This window comes from Microbacterium sp. SYP-A9085 (genome assembly GCF_009649635.1).
GTDB lineage: Bacteria > Actinomycetota > Actinomycetes > Actinomycetales > Microbacteriaceae > Microbacterium.
The window spans coordinates 76,378-97,194 of sequence record NZ_WJII01000001.1; the positions used below are offsets into that span (position 1 = coordinate 76,378).

Consider the following 20,817-nt stretch of genomic DNA (forward strand, 5'->3'; position numbering starts at 1 on the left):
AATCTGCAAGGACCTCTGGAGGAACATGACACGCGCAACCCTCACGCCGCCGCCGCGTGCCACCACCGAAGAGGCCGAACGGCTGGGGCTGAGCACGACGGTGCTGCCCAACGCCATCGATCGGGATGAGCACACCCCCGCGATCGTGAACCTCCTCGCGAACACCTTGACCTGGGGCCAGTCGAAGGTCTTCCGTCAGCTTTTCGGTCTCGGGACCAACGAATGGCGGGTCCTGAGCGCGCTCACCAAGTATCCGGGGGCCACGGCGAGCCAGTTGTGCGCGGTCTCTGCGATGAACAAGTCCGTGGTCTCCAAGGCGGTCGGGGTGCTGTTGGATCGGGGCCTGATCGGTCAGCTGGAGGGCACGCGACGCTCGCAATATCTCTACCTGACGCACGACGGCGTGCTCATGCATGACGAAATGGCCACGGTCGCGCTGGAGATGCAGGCCATCGTGCACAGCACTCTCACTCCCGAGGAGATCGTCCAGGTGAACAAGCTCATGCTGAAGATGCTCTCGTCAACCTCCCGACTGCACAGCTACGAGCAGAATCGCGAAGCGGAGAGCAGCCGTTCAAGCGCCTAGGGCGCCGGGACGGTGACGTGCTCATCCGCCGGCGAGCAGTCGGCGCGGTTGGTCCAGTTCGTGTGCTTCGCCTCCTGGATCAGCTGGTATATCCGTGTGCGATGCGCGGTGAAGCGCGGGTCCGACCGCGTCGTGAGTTGATCGCGCACGTCGGGGAGGTCGATTTCCACCTCCGCGAGCATGAAGGTGGGCGCGGAAGACAGCACGAGCACGCGCTGTGCGAGGTAGACCGACTCGTCGATGTCGTGGGTGACGAAGAGCACCGTGATATCGAACCTGCTCCAAAGGTCACGGACCAGATCCTCCAGATCGGCCCGCGTCTGCGCATCGACCGCGGCAAACGGTTCGTCCATAATGAGCAGCCGAGGCTCGTACGCGATCGCGCGCGCGATGGCCACACGCTGCTGCATTCCCCCCGAAAGCTGCCAGGGATACGCCGCGGCCGAAGATGCCAGACCCACAGCCTCGAGCGCCTCGGACACGAGTGCGCTGCGGCGGGAGCGGCCGAGCTTCTTCTCGAGCAAGGGGAACTCGACGTTCTGGGCGACGGTCATCCACGGATACAGGCTGCGACCGTACTCCTGGAAGACGACGGCCATATCCTTCGGGGGGCCGTCGATCGCGACGCCGTCGAGCTCGATGTCGCCAGACGTCGCCGTCAACAGGCCCGCCACGCATCTCAGGAAGGTCGTCTTACCCGCCCCCGAGGGCCCCACGATGCAGACCAGCTCACCGCTCTTCACGCGAAAACTCAGGTCTCCGATCGCGTGCACAGCGGCCGAGCCGCTTCCATACACCTTGCGCAGCGATGAGACCTTGAGGATGTCCGGGTTCTTCGACATGGTTATCTCTCCGTTTCCTGCATGCCGTAGAACCACGGCAGGACCATGTGACGCTCGACGATGCGGAAGATCAGGTTCAGAACGATCCCCATGACGCCGAGGATGAGCATCCCGGTCCACATCTCCGGTATCGCGAACGTGTTCTGGAACTGGATGATGTTGAACCCAATGCCGTTGCTCGCTGCGAACATCTCGCTGATGACCGACATGATGATGCCGATCGACAGCGCTTGCCTGGCCCCGGCGACGATCTTGGGTGTCGCGGCCGGAAGGATGACGCGACCGGTGACGCGCCACCGCGACACGCGGTATGTCCGCGCCGTGTCGCGCTGCACCTCGTCGACACCCCGCACGCCTTCGATGCCGTTGAGAAGCACGGCCCAGAAGCAACCCCAGAAGATCACGATGACCTTCATGAGGTCGCCGATACCGGCGAAGATGATCATGATCGGGACGAGGGTGGTGGGGGGCACCGCACGCAGGAGGTCGCGCACCGGCTCGAGCAAGAGGTTCAGCCGGCGCGAGAGCCCGATCGCAATGCTCAGCGGGATGCCGATCCCCAGAGCCGCGAGATACCCGATGCTCAGGCGGAGCAGGGTCGGCACCACATCTCCGAGCATCCTGTCGTGGAACCAGGTCTCGGGGAACACGAGCGCGATTGTGATCGGCGACGGCCAGAACGAATTTGGCGCGACCGACGCCACCACGATCCAGACGAGGATGAGCGCCACCGGGACGGCGAGGGCGACGGCGAGCCGCCGGAGCAGGATCAGAGGCTGCACGGTCACATCACCTCGCCACGGATCGAGGCATGCCAGAACATCGACTTGTTCTCCAGGTAGCGCGAGCCCAGCCCGACCAGCACGCCCAGCAGGGCGGCGATCCACACGAGCGAGTACATCGTTGAGAAGGCGCCGGACTGCGACGCAACAGTGATCAGCTTCCCGAGGCCGGGAGACCCGATCACGAGCTCTCCGGTGATCTCCAGAAGCAGAGCGATCGTGGCGGACAGCCGAATGCCGACGAAAAGATAGGAGAGGATGCCCGGCCAGATGACCCGTCGCAGGATCCGGAGAGTGCCGATGCGATAGGTCCGTGCGGTATCGGTGGCCACCGTGTCGATCGCCTGCACGCCGTAGATCACCTGGATGAGGATCGGCCAGAGGCTGGCGTAGACCACAATCACGAGAGTTGCCGCGCCGGTGGTCCCGAACAGGAGCACCGCGAGCGGAATGAGCGCCACGGAAGGGATGGGCCTGAGGAACTCGATCGTCGATGTCAGAAGCGTGTGCAGCACAGGGACGGTCGCGATCAGCACTCCCAGCACGGTTCCCGCGACGATCGCGATCAGCAGGCCCGTAAGCCAGCCGACTATCGTCGATCCCATCGCAGCCCAGAAATCCAGCGTGCTCACCAGTCGCGTGCTCTCGTCGAGGACGACGGACAACGGCGGGAAGTAGCGGGCGTCCGCGATGCCGAGTGCCGGCAGCAACTCCAGGAGGGCTCCCAGAGCGAGCAGCCCGGCCAGCCCGAGGACCAACGGCTCGAGTCGCGCGTACCGAAAGCGGGGCGTGCTCCCGTGGGTCAGGGTAAGTAACACAGCATCCTCCCAGATGCTCCTCGCGCTCCGACTCGTCGCCAGACGCGTCCGTTGCCATCCCGGCGTACGGGTGGGGTCCGGGCTCGGTGCGCCGGGAGAGTTCGGGTCTCACGGCACGATGAAGGCACCGCCATGGACGGCGGCGTGCTCCGGAGCAGGGTCCGTGCGGTCCTGCCCCGGAGGACCGCTTCGCTACGGCATGACCGGGGCGATGAGTTTCTCGATGGACTCCGCGTTCTTGATCGCGCCGACGCTCATGACATCCTTCCCGTAGTGCCGGATGCCGGCCGCCTGGCCTTCCCACTTGTCCTTCGAGATGGCCATCTCCTTGAGCACGGCGGGCTCGATCTTCGTGATCGATCCCGCGGCCGCACGGAAGGCCTCCGGGTGCTCCGCGTTGTGTGCATATGCCTTGCGCAGGCCGTTGAGGAACTTCTCCACGAGCGCCGGCTTGTCGTCCAGGGTCTTCTGCATCACGTAGAACGCACTCGTGCAGATGTCCGGGTTCCACGCGTTCGGCGTGCTCTCCACGATCTTGAACCCGCCCTGCTGAAGCGCCGAGGTGAGGAACGGCTCGGGAATCGTCACGGCGTCCACCTGCTTCATCTCCAACGACTGAAGCATGTTCGGGATGGGGATCTCGACGTACTGGACCGTGGCCACATCCACGCCCCGCTTGCTGAGCAGAACGTCGTTCTGCACTTGGTGCGGGCCATTGATGGCATTGACCGCGAGCTTCTTGCCGCCGAGGTCCGCGCCGGAATTCACGGGGCTGTCGGCGCGCGCCAGAATCGCCGAGAGGTCATGACCGGCCACGCCGGTGCTGCAACTGGTAGTGGCAATCGCGCGGAGCTGGATGCCCTTGTCGACGGCCTGCAGGCCCGTGAGCAGTCCACCCCAGATCACGTCGTACTGGCCGTTGAGAAGAGCTGGGACGAGGGCCGCGGAGCCTCCCGCGTAGCCGAGCTCGACATCCAGCCCGGCCTCCTTGAAGAAGCCGCGCTCCTGGCCGACGACGATGTGGGCGAGGACGTCTACCGGGACGCCTCCGACCTTCACCGGGACGATGGCCTCCTTGGCGCCGGAGTCCACAGGGCCCGAGCCCGCCGCGGCGCATCCCGCAGTGGCGGCGACCAGCGCGATCGCCGCGGCAACCACGACTCCCCTTGACCGCATGGTTTGGATGAACTTCATTGGTGCTCCAATTCCTGTGCTTGTGTTTCGTCCGTCGGACTCACCGACCGAGCCTGTTCATGACGTCCTGCGCACGCGTGATGTGTCGCCACCACGGTTGCTCGGGCGGTGTGGGTTCCTCCACGTTGCCCGGCCTCGAGCCCGTCCCCCACTGCGTATTGGGATGCCGGTCCGACCCGCGAGTACCTCTGGTGTGGACGTCGATCTTCTGCCGTGCATCGCTGCACACGAACAGTCTCAACTACGTCTGTTCACTTGTCAACTCTGACTCGATCGTCACTCCGCGGACTCGCCGCGCCGGTCCCGCGGCGGCGAGTCGCACACCACGCCAACCCGCGGACGGGAAGGTGGGAGATGTGAGGGCCCGCCGTCACTCCGGCGCGTGCGCCTCCAGGAACTCGTACATGTCCGTCGTGTCCACCCCGGGGAACGCCCCGGTGGGCAACGTCGCCAGCAGAGTCCGGGGCGTCTTCACGTTCGGCCACGCGTTATCGCGCCAGGCCTCCTCGAGGCCGGCGGGCGCGCGCCTGCAGCACACCTCGGTGGCGTGCTTGGACACCGCGCGATGGGGCGTGTCCCGCCCTAGGAACCACTTCGTGTCGTCGAAGCGGACGCCCACGCTCACCGAGTGCGCGCCTTCGCTGGAGGTCTGGACGCGCGCCGTGCACCAGTACGTCCCGGCGCTGGTGTCGGTGTACTGGTAGTACGGATTGAAGTGGTCGTCGACGTCGAACACGACGCGGCTGGTCCACGTGCGGCAGCACAACTGCCCCTCGATAGCGCCCAGCCGGTCGGCGGGGAAGTCGACATCGTCGTTCTCGTAGGCCTTCGTGATGGTGCCCGACTCGTGCACCTTCAGGAAGTGGACCCGGATACCGAGGTGCCGCGTGGCCAGGTTCGTGAACCGGTGCGCGGCCGTCTCGTACGACACCGAGTACGCGTCGCGGAGATCCTCGATCGAGATCGCGCGGTCCTTCTTGGCATCCTGCAGGAACGGCACCGCGTGACCCTCCGGGATCAGCAGCGCCCCGGTCAGATAGTTCGTCTCCACGCGCTGCCGCAGGAACTGGGCATAGCCGGTGGGCTCGCCATGTCCGAGGATCCGGCTGCACAGCGCCTGCAGCACCGCCGTGCGCGGGTCGCCCTTCGCGGTGAGCCGGTTGGACAGGTACAGCCGCCCGTTCTTGAGATCCGCGACGCTGCGGGTGGTCTGCGGGAGATCGGCGACGTAGTGCAGCGTGAAGCCGAGGTACGCGGCGATGTCCGACGCGGTGCGCTGCGTCAGCGGCCCGCCCGGGTGATTCACCGCCGTCAGGATGCGGCGCGCCTGCTCCTCCAGATCGGGGAAGTAGTTGTCCTGGGTGCGCATCAGCCGCCGCAGCGCCAGATTCGCCCGACGCGCCTCCTCCGGCGTCGCCGCCCGCTCATCCTTGAGCCGCTCGATCTCTCCGTGCAGTGACAGCAGCGCATCCAGCACGTCATCCGGGATCGACCGGGGAATCCGGAACGGCGAGATCCCCAGGGTCCGGAACGTCTGACCCCGCATCGCCCGCTCCAATGCCACTTCGCGCTGCGCCCGTTCATCCAGAGGCTCGGATGCCAACAGGGCCTCGAGCGTCGTGCTGAGGGCCCGGGCGATCGCCTGCAGCAGCGTGAGCTTCGGTTCGCGCCGCCCGTTCTCGATCATCGACAGCTGGCTCGGCGCGCGCCCCACCGCGGCCGCGAGCTCCTCGAGCCGCAGACCCTGCGCCGCGCGCACCTGGCGGATGCGGCGTCCGATCGTCAGTGCGTCCACCGTCTCATCGTCACCCGCGGCCACCGCCGTTTCCCGGTCCATTGCATCGTGCATCTCGCGATGGTCTCACAGAAACAGAAGTTCCCGATAATTTCTCCCCAGATCTGGTCGTAGAGCGGGTTGAAGTTCCCGCAGAGTTGTCCCACACGGCCCGTCCCGACACGAAGGAGCACACCATGACCATCTCCCCCAGCACCGGTCCCCTCCGCGTGGGCGACCAGGTCCAGACCGCCGCCGAGCTTCAGGAAGCCTGGGACGCGGACCCGCGGTGGGACGGCATCCGTCGCACCTACACCGCCGAGGACGTCGTCCGCCTGCGCGGCACCGTCCGCGAGGAGAGCACGCTCGCGCGCCGCGGAGCGGAGAACCTGTGGAACCTGATCCACACGCAGGATTACGTCCGCGCGCTGGGCGCCTACACCGGCGGCCAGGCCGTCCAGCAGGTGCGTGCCGGACTGAAGGCGATCTACCTGTCTGGCTGGCAGGTCGCCGCCGACGCCAACCTCGCCGGTCAGACCTACCCGGACCAGTCGCTGTACCCCGCCAACTCGGTCCCCCAGGTCGTGCGCCGCATCAACAACGCGCTGCTGCGGCAGGACCAGCTCGAGCACGCCGAGGGCGCCGTCACCCAGGACTGGCTGGCCCCGATCGTCGCGGATGCCGAGGCCGGCTTCGGCGGACCGCTGAACGCGTACGAGCTGGCCCATGCCATGATCCAGGCCGGCGCCGCCGGCATCCACTGGGAGGACCAGCTCGCCAGCGAGAAGAAGTGCGGCCACCTCGGAGGGAAGGTGCTCGTCCCGACCCAGCAGCACATCCGCACTCTGAACGCCGCCCGACTGGCCGCGGATGTCGCGGGCGTGCCGACGGTCATGATCGCCCGCACGGACGCCCTCGCCGCAGACCTGATCACGAGCGACGTGGACGACCGCGACCGCCCGTTCCTCACCGGCGAGCGCACCGCCGAGGGCTTCCACCGGGTGCGTCCCGGCATCGATCCGGTGATCGCCCGCGGCCTCGCGTTCGCCCCGCACGCGGACCTGCTCTGGGTCGAGACCGGAGAGCCGGATGTCGACCTCGCCCGCGAGTTCGCGAACGCGATCCACGCCGAGTTCCCGGGCAAGAAGCTCGCCTACAACTGCTCGCCGAGCTTCAACTGGAAGCGGTATCTGGACGACGCTCAGATAGCCACGTTCCAGGCCGAGCTGGCCGAGCTGGGCTACGCGTTCCAGTTCATCACGCTGGCAGGCTTCCACGCCCTGAACCATTCGATGTTCGACCTCGCCCGCGGGTATGCGCAGCGCGCCATGAGCGCCTACGTCGACCTGCAAGAAGCGGAATTCGCCGCCGAAGCCGACGGGTACACCGCCACGCGCCACCAGCGCGAGGCGGGCACCGGCTACTTCGACGCGGTCTCACAGGCGCTCAACCCCGACAGCGCCACACTCGCGCTCGCCGGCTCCACCGAGGCCGCCCAGTTCCACTAGACCGACCGGGGCACACCGACACCACGACAAGGACCGATCATGAGCATCACCACGACGGGCGCCCCGCCCACGACGAACCCCATCCCCACCATGACGCACACACCGCAGATCGACGTCACCGGTCCGACCCGCGACCGATACGAGACGATCCTCACCCCCGAGGCGCTGTCATTCCTGTCCGCGCTGCACGACCGCTTCGGCGGGCGGCGCCATGACCGGCTTGCCGAGCGGATGCGCCGCCGGTTCGAGATCGGCAGCGGGCACGACCCGCAGTTCCGCGCCGACACCGCCCACATCCGCGAGGACCCGCACTGGCGGGTGGCCGGCACCGCGCCGGGCCTGGAGGACCGCCGCGTGGAGATCACCGGGCCCACCGACCCGAAGATGACGATCAACGCGCTGAACTCCGGTGCCTGGGTATGGCTGGCCGACCAGGAGGACGCGACGAGCCCGACGTGGCGCAACGTGATCGAGGGCCAGCTCTCGCTGTTCGACGCGATCCGCGGATGCCTTCAGTACACGAGCCCGGACGGCAGGGCGTACCGCGTCACCGCCGAGCGCACCCCGACGATAGTGATGCGACCTAGGGGCTGGCATCTGTCCGAGGAGCACATCCGCGTCACCGACCGCGCGGGACGCCGGATGGCGGCATCCGGGTCCCTGGTGGACTTCGGGCTGTACTTCTTCCACAACGCGGCCGCGCTGATCGCCGGCGGCACCGGGCCGTACTTCTACCTGCCGAAGCTCGAGAGCGCGGAGGAGGCGACGCTGTGGGACGATGTGTTCGCCTTCAGCGAGCGGTACCTCGGCATCCCGCACGGCACGATCCGTGCCACCGTGCTGATCGAGACGCTGCCGGCGGCGTTCGAGATGGAGGAGATCCTGTTCGCGCTGCGCGACCACTGCGCGGGCCTGAACGCGGGTCGCTGGGACTACATCTTCTCGATCATCAAGAATTATCGCGGCCGCGGCCCCCGGTTCGTGCTCCCCGATCGCAGCGAGGTCACGATGACGGTGCCCTTCATGCGCGCGTACACGGAGTTGCTCGTGAAGACGTGCCACCGCCGCGGGGCGTTCGCGATCGGCGGGATGAGCGCGTTCATCCCGAACCGGCACGACCCGGAGGTGACCGCGCAGGCGCTGCAGAAAGTCACCGCCGACAAGGAGCGCGAAGCCGGCGACGGGTTCGACGGCACCTGGGTGGCGCACCCCGACCTGATCCCCGCCGCGCAGGCCGCGTTCGACGCGGTGCTCGGCGACCGGCCGCACCAGATCGACCGGCAGCGCGACGACGTCGACGTGTCGGCGGCGCAGCTGATCGACCTGCGCGTCGGCCGTCCGATCACCGAGGCCGGCGTGCAGGGCAACGTGTCGGTCGCCATCCGCTACATCGAGGCCTGGCTGCGCGGGACCGGTGCCGTCGCCATCGACAATCTGATGGAGGATGCCGCGACCGCCGAGATCTCGCGCTCCCAGATCTGGCAGTGGATCCACCAGGATTGCGTGACCGCCGAGGGCACGGCGATCACCCGCGAGTGGGTGTCGCAGCTCGTGGACGAGGCGCTCGCTTCGGTCCCGCGGTTCGACGGCGACCGGTTCGAGGATGCCGTGGAGGTGTTCCGCGAGGTCGCGCTGCGCGAGGAGTTCCCGGCGTTTCTCACCCAGGGCGCGTACGCGCGGTTCCTCGTCGAGGAGTGAAGCCGGGGCGCGACTTCCCGTCCCGTGGTGTCGCTTCGTGGCAGCGATGCGGCATCGCGGGACGGGGATTTGGATGTCTGTGGTCGCCGGGCGAGCGCGCTAGCCGCCCAGCAGCGCGAGGAGCGCGGCGGGGGCGACGTAGGCGCGGTGGGCGCGGTCGATGAGGCGCCGGCATCCGTCGAGCTCGACGATCACCGTCGCGCCGTCGGCCGCGGCGCGCGGGACGAGGACGACGTAGCGGGATGCCGCGTTGCTGCAGGCCGCCGGCGCAGCCAGGGCACCCGCGGCATCCCGGAGCGCCGCGACCGCCCTCGCATCGAGCGCCGTCGAACCCGCGAACACGGGCGAGGACACCGCCGCGTCCGGAGCATCGGATGCCGGCAGGTCAGCCTCGTAGCGGCACAGCGTGATCTGCTCGCCGTCGGGCAGGTCGGGTACGGCGCCGGCGGAATGTCCGAGCCGCACGAGCGGGCTCGCCGTCGTCGGGCAGCCGTCGCGGCGCGCGGCGGCCGAGTCCACCAGCTGGGCGGGTTCGAAGTGCTCGTCGACGACGGTGAGCGCATCCAACGCGGCGAACACGGCGTCGGTGCGCGGCATCCCGCAACCGGTTGCCGGGTACGCCGCGTGCACGAACCGGCCGCCGGCGTCCCCGAGCCACAGCAGCGGACCGGCGAACCCGATCGCAGGACACGCGCCGCCGAATGCCGGCTCGTCCGGCTCGGCCAACGCCGCCAGCAGCGGCCCCAGGTCGCCCTCGTAGCGGGTCAGCCGGGACCCCGACCAGGTGCCCTGCGCATCGTCCTGCATCGCGTACGGGTCGCAGAGGTAGGCCGCGACGGGCGCGAACGCGGCAGGGACCGCCCCCGCCGGTGTTCCGGGATCCGGGACCCCGCACCCGAACGCCTCCACCGGCGTCGCGTCGGGACGCGGCGTCACCGCGCCGGGCACACCGGCACAGCCGGCCAGCAGCAGGACGAACACGCCGATCAGGCTCGCCGCGAGTCTGCGCATGCCTCTCCTCCGCACGGTTGCCAGGAGTGTAGCCCGCCGCGCGCGTGCGGCCTGCTTTCGTCACCGAATCGTTCTCAGGCCCCTGGCGCCCGGCCGCCCGGGATCAGGCGATCTCGCCCGCCGCGACTGTCTCGGCGAGCATGTGCACGCGCGGCAGGTGATGCGCGCCGTAGAAGTCCGCGGCCGTCAGGCGCGCGGCATCCTCCGCCGACGCCTCGTCGTGGGCAAGCACCGCGACGACGGCGAGCGCGTGCATCCAGCCGCCGGCGAGCGTGCCCAGGAGCATGAGGTACGGCACGCTCACCGCGAACGGGTCCCGGGGCGCCGTGAATTCGAGCAGTGCCGAGGTGGCGCGGCGGGATGCCGCGACCGCCCGGGTGAGCCGCTCGGCGGTGCGCTGCGCGATCGGGTGATCGCCCAGTTGCGCGATGGTCTGCTCGATCCGGCCGAACAGCTCCTCGGCCAGCGCGCCGCCGTCGCGAACGATCTTGCGGCCGACGAGGTCGTTGGACTGGATCGCCGTGGTGCCCTCGTAGATCGGCATGATCCGGGCGTCGCGATAGTGCTGCGCGACGCCGGTCTCCTCGATGAATCCCATGCCGCCGTGCACCTGGATCGCGTCGGAGGTCACCGTCACGGCATCCTCGGTCGTCCATCCCTTCAGGATCGGGACGAAGAACTCGGCGAGGCCGTCGCCCCGGTCGAACAGGTCGGCGGTGTACACGCCGAGCGCGCGCATAGCGAAGATCGAGCTCGACATCGACAGCAGCAGCCGGCGCACGTCGGGGTGCTCGGCGATCGGCGCGTCGGCGGGCCGGCCGACGACGGCGCCCTGTCGGCGCTGCGCGGCGTACGCGGCGGCCTGCTGGTACGCGCGGTCGGCGATGCCCGTCGCCTGGAACCCCATCCCGGTGCGGGCGGAGTTCATCATCACGAACATGCCGGCCAGTCCCCCGCCGACCTCGCCGACGAGGTACCCGGTGGCATCCTCGTACGACAGCACGCACGTGGGGCTGCCGTGGATGCCCAGCTTGTGCTCGATCGCCACCGTGGTGATCGCGTTGCGCGCGCCGAGCGTGCCGTCGGGGTTGACGAGGAGCCGCGGCGCGACGAACAGCGACAGCCCCTTCGCGCCCGCCGGTGCATCCGGCGTCCGCGCGAGGACCAGGTGCACGATGTTCTCCGCGATGTCGTGGTCGCCCCAGGTGATGAAGATCTTCTGTCCGCGGATTGCCCACGTGCCGTCGCGGCGGGGCGTCGCCGTCGTGCGGATAGCGCCCAGGTCGGTGCCGGCATCCGGCTCGGTGAGGTTCATCGTGCCGGTCCACCGGCCCTGAACGAGCTTCGTGAGGAACGTCTCGCGGATCTCGTCGGATGCCGCGGCATCCAGTGCGTGGATCTGCCCGGCGGTGAGCAGCCAGCACAGCGCGAACGCGGCGTTCGAGGCGTTCCAGATCTCGCCGAGCCCGGCGCGGACGCTGCCGGGCAGGCCGTCTCCCCCGGCGGAGACCGGCGCCTCGGCGGTGATCCAGCCCGCCTCCACCATCGCGCCGTACGCCTGAGCGTACCCGTCCGGCAGCCGCACATCGCCGTCGACCAGCCGCGCGCCGACCCGGTCGCCCACGGTCTGCAGCGGTGCGAGCACCGAGGCGGCGAACGCGCCGGCCGCGCCGACGATCTCGGTGGCGTCGGTGGCGGTGAGCGCGCCGTCGGTCGCCCGGGCGGGCAGGTCGAGGCCGAACGCCTCCCGGTACAGGAACGCGTAATCGGCGACGGGCGGGATGTAGGACGATTCGGCGGCCATCGGGTTCTCCTCACGCGTTGGGACTGAGAACCATTCTACGCGATACTCAGTGTCAATGACGGGGCCGACGGCGCCGGAACCGCCGCACTGCGGTGACCGCGCGCGGGATACCCTGAAGGGGTGACCGAACGCGCACCCCTGTCCCGCAAACTGTCCGCGATCGCCGAGTCGGCGACTCTCAAGGTCGACGCGAAGGCGAAGGCCCTGAAGGCCCAGGGCAAGCCCGTCATCTCGTACGCCGCCGGCGAGCCGGACTTCGCCACGCCGCAGTTCGTCGTGGATGCCGCGGCCGAGGCCCTGCGCGACCAGAAGAACTTCCGCTACACGCCGGCGGCCGGCCTGCCCGAACTGCGGCAGGCGATCGCCGCGAAGACGCTGCGCGACTCGGGCCTTGACGTGGACCCGGCCCAGGTCATCGTGACCAACGGCGGCAAGCAGGCCGTGTACCAGGCATTCCAGGCGATCGTGAACCCCGGCGACGAAGTGCTGCTGCCGGCGCCGTACTGGACCACCTACCCCGAGGCGATCCGGCTCGCCGACGGCACGCCGGTCGAGGTGTTCGCCGGCGCCGACCAGGACTACAAGGTCACCGTCGACCAGCTCGAGGCCGCCCGCACCACCAAGACCACGGCGCTCGTGTTCGTGTCGCCCTCGAACCCCACCGGTTCGGTGTACACGCCCGAGGAGACCGCCGCTATCGGCCGGTGGGCACTCGAGCACGGGATCTGGGTCATCTCCGACGAGATCTACCAGAACCTCGTCTACGACGGCGTGAAGGCCACCTCGATCGTGGAGGCGGTCCCGGATGTCGCGGGCCAGACGATCCTCGTCAACGGCGTCGCCAAGACGTACGCGATGACCGGGTGGCGCCTGGGGTGGATGGTCGGGCCTCGCGACGCCATCGGCCTGGCCGCGAACCTGCAGTCGCACCTGTGCAGCAATGTCAACAACATCGCGCAGCGGGCCGCCATCGCCGCGCTGAACGGGCCGCAGGACGAGGCGGAGGGGTTCCGCCAGGCGTTCGACCGGCGGCGCCGGCTCGTCGTTGCGGAGCTGTCGAAGATCGACGGCGTCACTGTGCCCACCCCGCACGGCGCCTTCTATGTCTACCCCGACGTGCGGGAACTGCTCGGCCGCACCTGGGCCGGGCACACGCCCACCACATCGCTGGAGCTGGCCGATCTCATCCTGGACCGCGCCGAGGTCGCCGTCGTGCCCGGTGAGGCGTTCGGGCCGAGCGGCTATCTGCGGCTGTCGTACGCGCTCGGGGACGACCAGCTGTTGGAGGGCGTGCGGCGCCTCCAGCGCCTGTTCGCGTAGCGCGGCCGCAGCTCCTGCTCTTACTGTCGCGGCATCCCGCGTCCGGTACACGCTCGAACCCGCGGCATCCGCTGTCCGGCTCGCAGGACAAACCTGTGCCGGCCCGCCGCGTCCCCGGCGTGTCGCGGATGCTGCGCCGCATCGTCCTGCGACCTGAACACGCCACGCGACACGACACGACCGGCGGGCGAGCGTTCCCGTGCGCACGAACCGGGGCCGCGCCCTTGACGGATCGCCGCCGGTGCTGGATAGTGTTCAGAACATCAATGGCACTGGATGCCATTGAAGCGTCGGACACGGCGCGAGGCCGCTTCAGAGAGGATGTCGCCATGGACACCACCACCACGCAGACGGACGCCGCCGAGGTCGAGGCCGAGTCGCTCGTCGAAGAGGTCTCGATCGACGGCATGTGCGGCGTCTACTGAGCCGACATCCATGTCCGAGCTCACTCTGGAGAGCTCGCTGCGCCTGCACCCCCGCGTCTCCGTGCGGCCCGAGCCGTTCGGCGCGCTGCTGTACCACTTCGGCACGCGTCAGCTCTCCTTCCTGAAATCCCCCCAACTGCTGGCCGTCGTCGAGCAGATGACCGCGGCATCCACCGTGGACCAGGCCCTGCACGCCGCCGGCGTGCCCGAGGCCGACTTCCCCCAGTACCTGCGCGCACTGCAGACCCTGTGCGCATCGGACATGCTCGTCGAGGAGGCCGCATGACCCTCATCGCCCCGCCGCCGAGGCCTATGCGCCTTGTCGACCACTTCGAGACCGGGCTGAACTCGCCGATCTGCCTCACGTGGGAGCTGACGTACGCATGCAACCTGTCGTGCGTGCACTGCCTGTCCGCATCCGGGCGACGCGATCCGCGGGAGCTGAGCACCGAGGAGTGCAAGGCCGTGATCGACGAGCTGCAGCGGATGAAGGTGTTCTACGTGAACATCGGCGGCGGCGAGCCGACGGTGCGGGCCGACTTCTGGGAGATCGTCGACTACGCCACCAGCCACGACGTCGGCGTGAAGTTCTCCACGAACGGCGTGCGCATCACCGACGAGATCGCTGCCCGGCTCGCGCAGAACGACTACGTCGACATCCAGATCTCGCTCGACGGCGCCACCGCGGAGGTCAACGACGCCATCCGCGGGCCGGGCTCGTTCGACCTTGCGATCCGCGCCCTGGAGCGGCTCTTTTCGGCCGGGATGACGCGGCTGAAGCTGTCCGTGGTGTGCACGCGCACGAACATCGGCCAGCTCGACGAGTTCAAGGCCATCGCCGACCGCTACGGCGCGCAGCTGCGCCTGACCCGGCTGCGGCCGGCCGGGCGCGGCGCCGACGTGTGGAACGAGCTGCACCCGACCCAGGATCAGCAGCGCGAGCTCTACGAGTGGCTGGTGCGGCACGCCGACGAAGTGCTCACCGGCGACTCGTTCTTCCATCTGTCCGCGCTCGGCGAATCTCTGCCCGGGCTGAACCTGTGCGGCGCGGGCCGCGTGGTCTGCCTGATCGACCCGATCGGCGACGTGTACGCCTGCCCGTTCGCGATCCACGAGGAGTTCCTCGCGGGGTCGATCCGCGACGGCGGGTTCGGCACGGTATGGCGCGACTCCGCCCTGTTCGCGAAGCTGCGCGCCCCACAGTCCGGCGGCGCATGCCGCAGCTGCCAGTTCTTCGACACATGCAAGGGCGGATGCATGGCGGCGAAGTTCTTCACCGGCCTGCCGCTGGACGGCCCCGACCCGGAGTGCGTGCGCGGCTTCGGCGAAGAGGCGCTCGCCCGCACCGACCGCACGCGTCCGAAGCCGAGCGTGGACCGCTCGCACCGGACCTCCCCGCCGCGGCCCCGCGGCGGGTCGCGGCCGGTGCCCGTGACGCTGCAGCGGATGCGGCCGGCCGCCCCGCCCGTGTCGGCGTGCGAGGAGAGCCCCGTCGCCGAGTACATCGCCGGCCTGAAGGGAACACACTGACGTGGCACGGAATGCCTGGTTCGAGACCGTCGCCGAGGCCCAGCGACGTGCGCAGCGGCGCCTCCCGGCGTCGGTCTACTCCGCGCTGCTCGCGGGATCCGAGAAGGGCGTCACCTACGCCGACAACACCGCCGCCTTCAGCGAGCTCGGGATGTCGCCGCACGTGGCCGGGCTCCCCGCGCAGCGGGACCTGACCACAACGGTCCTCGGCGTCGACCAGTCCTTCCCGGTCGTGATAAGCCCCACCGGCGTCCAGGCGGTCGACCCCGACGGCGAGGTCGCCGTGGCCCGCGCGGCGGCGGCCCGCGGCATAGCGATGTCGCTGAGCTCGTTCGCGAGCAAGTCCGTCGAGGAGGTGGCCGCCGCCGGCGCCCCGCTGCACTACCAGGTGTACTGGCAGGGCGGTCGCGACATCATCGCGAAGCGCCTCGAGCGCGCCCGCGCCGCCGGCGCGAGGGCGATCATCCTCACCCTGGACTGGTCGTTCTCGCACGGCCGCGACTGGGGGAGCCCGCACATCCCCGAGCGCGTGTCGCTGAAGACGCTGCTCGGCTACGTGCCCACCGCCATCGCGCGGCCCGGCTGGGCGCTCCGGTTCGTGCGGCGCGGCATCCCGGACCTGTCCGTCCCGAACCTCGTCGTCGGCGACGAGCCGGCCCCGACGTTCTTCGGCGCGTACGGCGAGTGGATGTCGACGCCGCCGCCCACGTGGGAGGACCTCGCATGGGTGCGTGGCCTGTGGGACGGCCCGATGATGCTGAAGGGCATCTCGCGCCTCGATGACGCCCGCCGGGCGGTGGATGTCGGGATGACCGCTATCTCGGTGTCGAACCACGGCGGCAACAACCTCGACTCCACGCCCGCGTCGATCCGGCTGCTGCCGGACATCGCCGCGGCCGTGGGCGACGAGGTCGAGGTGCTCCTGGACGGCGGGATCCGCCGCGGCGGGGATGTCGCGAAGGCGCTCGCGCTGGGCGCGAAGGCCGTGCTGATCGGCCGCGCGTACCTGTGGGGGCTGGCGGCGAACGGCCAGGCGGGTGTGGAGAACGTGCTCGACATCCTGCGCGGTGGCCTCGACTCCGCGCTGTACGGCCTCGGCCGCGGGAGCGTCCACGATCTGCGGCCGGAGGACCTGTGGATCCCGCCCGGGTTCACCCGGCGGCTCGGCGTTCCGCGCACGGAGGACGTCCCCGCGGTGTCCGCCTAGCGCGGGTTCACTCCGCGGCCATCAGCTCGGCGATCCGCTCGCCGATCAGGACCGCCGCGAGCGCCGTGCCGCGCGAGGGGACGTGCGGCAGCAGGGACGCGTCCGCGATCCGCAGATTCTCGGTGTCGTGGACGCGTCCGTGCGCGTCGGCGACGGCGTCCGGGTCCTCCGCGGCCCCCATCCGCGCAGTGCCGCACGAGTGCAGCGCAGTGCCCAGCGGCCCCGGCTCGGGTGCCACCCACGCGACGAGGTCGGCCATCTCGCTCGAGCGGAGGATGCCGTCGGCGGCCCGGACCGCGGCGCGCAGCGCGGCGCGCTCGATGTCGTGCGACAGGTAGCCGTACCGCACCATGGACGCGGGGCCGAGCGTCACCGCGCCGCGCGACAGCGGCTCGGCGAGGGTGACCCGCAGGTCGAGCGCGCCGGTCGCGGTCGCGTCGCCGGTGAGAATCGCCGCCGTCGGCAGCACCGCGAGGAGCATCTCGACACCGAGCCCGGCCACGGTCCCCGCGGGCGCGTTCCACGCCGCGGTCCACGCCGCGCCGAGCGCGGGCGGCGTGCCCCGCAGCCGCCACGACACGTCGATCGCGGCGTGGTCGGAGAGGTTGCGGCCCACGCCGCGGCGCGCGAGGACGTGCGCGGCCGCGGGATCGCAGGCGGCGGCATCCCCCACTCCGGATCGCAGCAGCAGCCGCGGCGTCTCAATGGCGCCTGCGCACAGCACGACCTCGTCTGCGGCCACGAACTCGTGGATGCCGTCGACCACGACGTCGACGCCCACCGCGCGGCGCCCCTGGAAGCGGATGCGCTGCGCGGTCGCGCCGGGCCGGACCTCCACGGACGCCGCGGCCAGCAGCGGCGCGTAGGCGCGGTCGACGCTCCACCGGTCCGCGCCGACCGCGTTGCGCGGGACGAGCCCGACTCCGGAAGGCCCGCCGCCGTTCTTGTCCGCCTCGCGGACCGCGCCGGCGGCGACGACGGCCGCGAGGAACGCACGGGTGAGCGGGTCGTCGGCGCCGGTGCGCTGCACGGGGACGGGGCCGCTGCGCCCGTGCACGGGTGCGTCCGGGAAATCGCGGTCGGACTCGAGCCGCCGCAGCGCGGGAAGGCACGCCTCGTACGACCACGGCGCGCCGGCTGTCGCCGCCCAGGAGGCGAAGTCGTCGGGGTGCGGACGCTGGAACACGGCACCGTTGACCGCCGTGCTGCCGCCCGGCATCCGCCCCCGGGCGATGCGCCACGGACGGCCGGGCACGAGCTCGGCGTCGTACGTCCACGTCGAGGGCAGGTCGGGCATTCCCCCGCGGACGGTCCATGCCGCGTCCGGCATGTGCGCCGTGCCGGCCTCGAGGAGCACGACGTGGTCCCCCTGGGCGCCCAGGCGCGCGGCGAGCGGGATGCCGGAGGCGCCCGCCCCGACGATGACGACGCGGCGGGAGGTCACCGGCGCGGCCCGCCGTCCCATGCGACGTCCGAGAACACTTCGCGCAGCCCGCGGAACGCGGCGTCGATCACGGCGAGCAGGTCGGCTTCGGGCGCCATCAGCCACTGCTCGTAGGCCGACAGCGAGATGCCCAGGCACGCCCAGGCCACCGCCTGCGGCAGCGCCTCGTGGGCGGGCACGCCGCGGCGGCGGGCGACGAAGTCGGCGATGACGGCGCGCCAGGCGGCGTAGCGGACCGTGGAGTGCGCGACGAGACCGGGGGTGCCGAGCAGGATCTGCATGCGATGCCGGTGGCGGTCCCGTTCGTCGGCAGGCACGTCGTTGAAGCGGTGCACGGCGTCGCGGATCGCCTCGATCATCGGCTGGTCGTCCGGGGCCGCAGCCAGGCGGGCGCGGAACTCGTCCAGCAGCGCGCCGAAGTCGCCCCAGGCGAGGTCGTTCTTCGAGGGGAAGTACCGGAAGAACGTGCGGCGCCCGATACCGGCGGCGGCGGCGACATCCTCCACCGTGACCGCGTCGAATCCGCGGGCGATGAAGAGGTCCAGTCCGATCCGGGCGAGCTCGGCCCGCGTCGTCGAGGGCGCGCGGCCGCGGCGCGTGCCGATGGCGTACGGAGCGGACACCGTCGTCCCTTCTGTCTGTGCGGGATGCCGCGACCGGCCGGCTCTGGCACCGGATGGCCGGGATGTGGCACCGGATGCCAGTAAGCTACCCCGCAACGACCCCCGACGGCCACCTCGGACGACGACAGGACACCGATGCACCAGGATCCGGCACTGGCGGATGCGCCGTGGCCCACGATCCCGGAGGGCCTCACGGTGCTGATCCCGGTGGGCTCGACCGAGCAGCACGGCCCGCACCTGCCCCTCGACGTCGACACCGTGATCGCCGTCGCCGTCAGCACCGCCGCCGCGGATCGGTGCGGGCCGTCGGTGCGGGTGGCCCCGGCCGTGGCGTTCGGGGCGAGCGGGGAGCACCAGCACTTCCCCGGAACGATCTCGATCGGCACCGAGGCGCTCGCACACACCCTGACCGAGCTGGGCCGCTCGGTGCGCACGTGGGCGGCCCGGGTCGTGTTCGTCAACGGCCACGGCGGCAATATCGAGGCGCTGGAGCGGGCCGTCGCGGTGCTGACGGCAGAGGGCGCGGATGTCGGGTGGCTGCCGTGCCGCCACGGCGACGCGCACGCCGGCCGGCCGGAGACGAGCCTGATGCTCCACCTCGCGCCGCACCGGGTCGATATGTCGGCCGCGGCGCCCGGCGAGACGGCGTCGATGTCCGACCTGATGCCGCGGCTGCGCGCGTCCGGAGTCCGGGCGGTGTCGCCGAACGGCATCCTCGGCGATCCGCGCCAGGCGTCGGCGGCGGAGGGCGCGGCGCTGCTCGCGCGCATGACCGGCGAAGTGGCCGCCGCGATCGTGGCCGGGGCGGCACGCGCCGGGTCACTGCCAGGCGCCGACGGGGCGAACGCATGACCGGCGTGCCGGCCGGGACCGTGCTCAGGCTGGGCACCGACGTGTGGCGATACGCGGACGGCCGGATCCTCGTGGGCGGCGCCCCCACGCGGGTGATGCGGCTGCGTCCCGCGGCGGCCCGACTCGTCGCGGACGGCACGCTGACGGCATCCGACCCCGCGTCCGCACGGCTCGCGGACCGACTGCTGGACGCCGGCATCGCGCATCCCGACCCGGACACCCTGCCGCGGATCCCGCTGGGCGACCTCACGGTCGTCGTCCCCGTGCACGGCCGGCCGACAGAGCTGGAGCGGCTGCTGGCAGGTCTCCGCGAGCTCAGCGTGCTCGTCGTGGACGACGGCACGCCGGAGCCGGTCGCATCCGCCCTCCGTGCCGTCGTCGCGGCGGGGGGCGCGCGGCTGTTGCGCACCGAACGCAACGCGGGGCCGGCGAGCGCGCGCAACCACGGGCTGCGTCACGTGCAGACGCCGTTCGTCGCGTTCGTCGACTCGGATGTGGTGCTCGACGTCGAGGCATTGGCGCGGATGCTGCGCCACTTCGCCGATCCCGGGCTCGCCCTCGTGGGCCCGCGGATCGTCGGCACCGGCCCGGGCCGCACGTGGGTGGAGCGGTACGAGAACGCCCGGTCCTCCGTGGACCTGGGGCGCCGAGCGGCGCTCGTGCGCCCCCGGTCCCCGGTCGCGTGGATCTCCAGCACCTGCCTGGTCGCGCGCGTCGACGCGCTGGAGGGTGGGTTCACCGACGGGATGCGCGTCGCGGAGGACGTCGACCTCGTCTGGCGCCTGGACGAGGCCGGATGGCGGGTGCGGTACGACCCGGCCGTCACGGTCGCACACGAGCATCGGCGCGACATGCGTCGGTGGTTCGGCCGCAAGTTCTTCTACGGCACCGGTGCTGCGGCGCTGGCCGACCGGCATCCTGCCGCTATCCCGCCGGCGATCCTGCGTCCGTGGTCCGCCGTGGTCGTGGTCGCCCTGTGCAGCGTGCGCTGGTGGTCGATCCCCGTGGCGGGCGCGGTCGCCGCCGGCGCCGCGTGGCGGCTCGGGCGGCGACTGGGCACCGGAGCCGACGCGCGCGTCCTGCCGTGGCGGCTCGTGGGCGGCGGGGTGCTGTCGGCGCTGACACAGGTGTCCGCGCTGGCCCTGCGGCACTGGTGGCCGGTCGGGGCGGCGGCCGCCGTCGTGTCGCGACGGGCACGGTGGCTCATCGGCGTCGCGGCGCTCGTCGACGGCGTCATCGAGCACCGGCGGCTGCGCGCGGACCTGGATCTGCCGCGGTTCATCCTCGCGCGGCGGCTGGACGACATGGCGTACGGTGCGGGCGTGTGGTGGGGGTGCCTGCGGCGCGGGAGTTTCCGTGCGCTGCGCATCGAGCTGCGCCCGCCACGCCGGTAGCGGCG

The 20,817-nt window shown here is 70.7% G+C and carries 19 protein-coding genes; 10 read left to right on the top strand and 9 right to left on the bottom strand.

Annotated elements, in window-relative coordinates; translation table 11 throughout:
* Positions 1-25 precede the first annotated feature (25 nt).
* Positions 26-586: a MarR family winged helix-turn-helix transcriptional regulator gene (locus tag GH740_RS00380; protein ID WP_172978226.1), complete on the top strand. Its 561-nt coding sequence runs from the start codon at positions 26-28 to the stop codon at positions 584-586.
* On the opposite strand, the gene GH740_RS00385 is transcribed toward GH740_RS00380, so the two are convergent.
* From GH740_RS00385 to GH740_RS00405, 5 genes are all read right to left on the bottom strand, one after another.
* The gene (locus GH740_RS00385; RefSeq protein ID WP_153744165.1) at positions 583-1,428 is read right to left on the bottom strand and encodes an ABC transporter ATP-binding protein; all 846 of its coding nucleotides are present in this window, start codon (positions 1,426-1,428) and stop codon (positions 583-585) included. The genes GH740_RS00380 and GH740_RS00385 overlap by 4 nt on opposite strands.
* Positions 1,429-1,430: 2 nt before the next feature.
* Positions 1,431-2,216 carry an ABC transporter permease gene (locus GH740_RS00390; protein WP_216644871.1) on the bottom strand — a complete coding sequence of 262 codons (786 nt, stop codon included), beginning with the start codon at positions 2,214-2,216 and terminating at the stop codon, positions 1,431-1,433.
* Entirely contained in the window at positions 2,213-3,028 is an 816-nt protein-coding gene (locus tag GH740_RS00395) for an ABC transporter permease (RefSeq protein WP_367640101.1), read from the bottom strand. Before GH740_RS00395 ends, GH740_RS00390 begins: the two co-directional genes overlap by 4 nt.
* Positions 3,029-3,220: 192 nt before the next feature.
* Positions 3,221-4,186: an ABC transporter substrate-binding protein gene (locus tag GH740_RS00400; RefSeq protein ID WP_172978227.1), complete on the bottom strand. Its 966-nt coding sequence runs from the start codon at positions 4,184-4,186 to the stop codon at positions 3,221-3,223.
* 406 nt (positions 4,187-4,592) lie between these two features.
* Positions 4,593-6,071, bottom strand: coding sequence for a helix-turn-helix transcriptional regulator (locus tag GH740_RS00405; RefSeq protein WP_253941146.1), 1,479 nt, complete (start codon positions 6,069-6,071; stop codon positions 4,593-4,595).
* A 122-nt stretch (positions 6,072-6,193) separates the two neighbouring features.
* On the opposite strand from GH740_RS00405, the gene aceA reads away from it, so the two are divergent.
* The gene (aceA, locus tag GH740_RS00410; protein ID WP_153744167.1) at positions 6,194-7,504 is read left to right on the top strand and encodes an isocitrate lyase; all 1,311 of its coding nucleotides are present in this window, start codon (positions 6,194-6,196) and stop codon (positions 7,502-7,504) included.
* Positions 7,505-7,594: 90 nt separating this feature from the next.
* On the top strand, positions 7,595-9,202 hold the full coding sequence (gene aceB / locus GH740_RS00415; protein WP_153744862.1) for a malate synthase A: 1,608 nt from the start codon (positions 7,595-7,597) through the stop codon (positions 9,200-9,202).
* A gap of 99 nt (positions 9,203-9,301) precedes the next feature.
* On the opposite strand, the gene GH740_RS00420 is transcribed toward aceB, so the two are convergent.
* Both GH740_RS00420 and GH740_RS00425 read right to left on the bottom strand, forming a co-directional pair.
* A complete protein-coding gene (locus GH740_RS00420) occupies positions 9,302-10,213 on the bottom strand; it encodes a hypothetical protein (protein ID WP_153744168.1) in 912 nt (303 codons plus the stop codon).
* A gap of 103 nt (positions 10,214-10,316) precedes the next feature.
* A complete protein-coding gene (locus tag GH740_RS00425) occupies positions 10,317-12,017 on the bottom strand; it encodes an acyl-CoA dehydrogenase (protein ID WP_153744169.1) in 1,701 nt (566 codons plus the stop codon).
* Positions 12,018-12,137: 120 nt separating this feature from the next.
* Here GH740_RS00425 and GH740_RS00430 point away from each other — a divergent pair, with 120 nt between their 5' ends.
* The 5 genes from GH740_RS00430 to mftD all read left to right on the top strand — a co-directional run bounded on the left by GH740_RS00430 (position 12,138) and on the right by mftD (position 16,499).
* Complete coding sequence (locus GH740_RS00430) at positions 12,138-13,337, top strand: pyridoxal phosphate-dependent aminotransferase (RefSeq protein ID WP_367640105.1); 1,200 nt, start codon at positions 12,138-12,140, stop codon at positions 13,335-13,337.
* 329 nt (positions 13,338-13,666) lie between these two features.
* A complete protein-coding gene (gene mftA, locus GH740_RS00435) occupies positions 13,667-13,762 on the top strand; it encodes a mycofactocin precursor MftA (RefSeq protein ID WP_153744170.1) in 96 nt (31 codons plus the stop codon).
* A gap of 10 nt (positions 13,763-13,772) precedes the next feature.
* Positions 13,773-14,048, top strand: a complete 276-nt coding sequence (mftB, locus tag GH740_RS00440; RefSeq protein ID WP_153744171.1) for a mycofactocin biosynthesis chaperone MftB — start codon at positions 13,773-13,775, stop codon at positions 14,046-14,048.
* A complete protein-coding gene (mftC, locus tag GH740_RS00445) occupies positions 14,045-15,292 on the top strand; it encodes a mycofactocin radical SAM maturase (protein ID WP_172978229.1) in 1,248 nt (415 codons plus the stop codon). The genes mftB and mftC overlap by 4 nt, the downstream gene beginning before the upstream one ends.
* A 1-nt stretch (position 15,293) precedes the next feature.
* Positions 15,294-16,499, top strand: coding sequence for a pre-mycofactocin synthase MftD (gene mftD, locus GH740_RS00450; protein WP_367640108.1), 1,206 nt, complete (start codon positions 15,294-15,296; stop codon positions 16,497-16,499).
* 7 nt (positions 16,500-16,506) lie between these two features.
* On the opposite strand, the gene GH740_RS00455 is transcribed toward mftD, so the two are convergent.
* Together GH740_RS00455 and mftR are read right to left on the bottom strand one after the other, a co-directional pair.
* Positions 16,507-17,964: a GMC family oxidoreductase gene (locus GH740_RS00455; protein ID WP_153744172.1), complete on the bottom strand. Its 1,458-nt coding sequence runs from the start codon at positions 17,962-17,964 to the stop codon at positions 16,507-16,509.
* The gene (gene mftR, locus GH740_RS00460; protein WP_216644872.1) at positions 17,940-18,566 is read right to left on the bottom strand and encodes a mycofactocin system transcriptional regulator; all 627 of its coding nucleotides are present in this window, start codon (positions 18,564-18,566) and stop codon (positions 17,940-17,942) included. The genes GH740_RS00455 and mftR overlap by 25 nt, the downstream gene beginning before the upstream one ends.
* Positions 18,567-18,701: 135 nt before the next feature.
* Here mftR and mftE point away from each other — a divergent pair, with 135 nt between their 5' ends.
* Positions 18,702-19,418, top strand: a complete 717-nt coding sequence (mftE, locus tag GH740_RS00465; RefSeq protein WP_153744173.1) for a mycofactocin biosynthesis peptidyl-dipeptidase MftE — start codon at positions 18,702-18,704, stop codon at positions 19,416-19,418.
* Entirely contained in the window at positions 19,415-20,812 is a 1,398-nt protein-coding gene (gene mftF / locus GH740_RS00470; RefSeq protein ID WP_153744174.1) for a mycofactocin biosynthesis glycosyltransferase MftF, read from the top strand. Before mftE ends, mftF begins: the two co-directional genes overlap by 4 nt.
* Positions 20,813-20,817 lie beyond the last annotated feature (5 nt).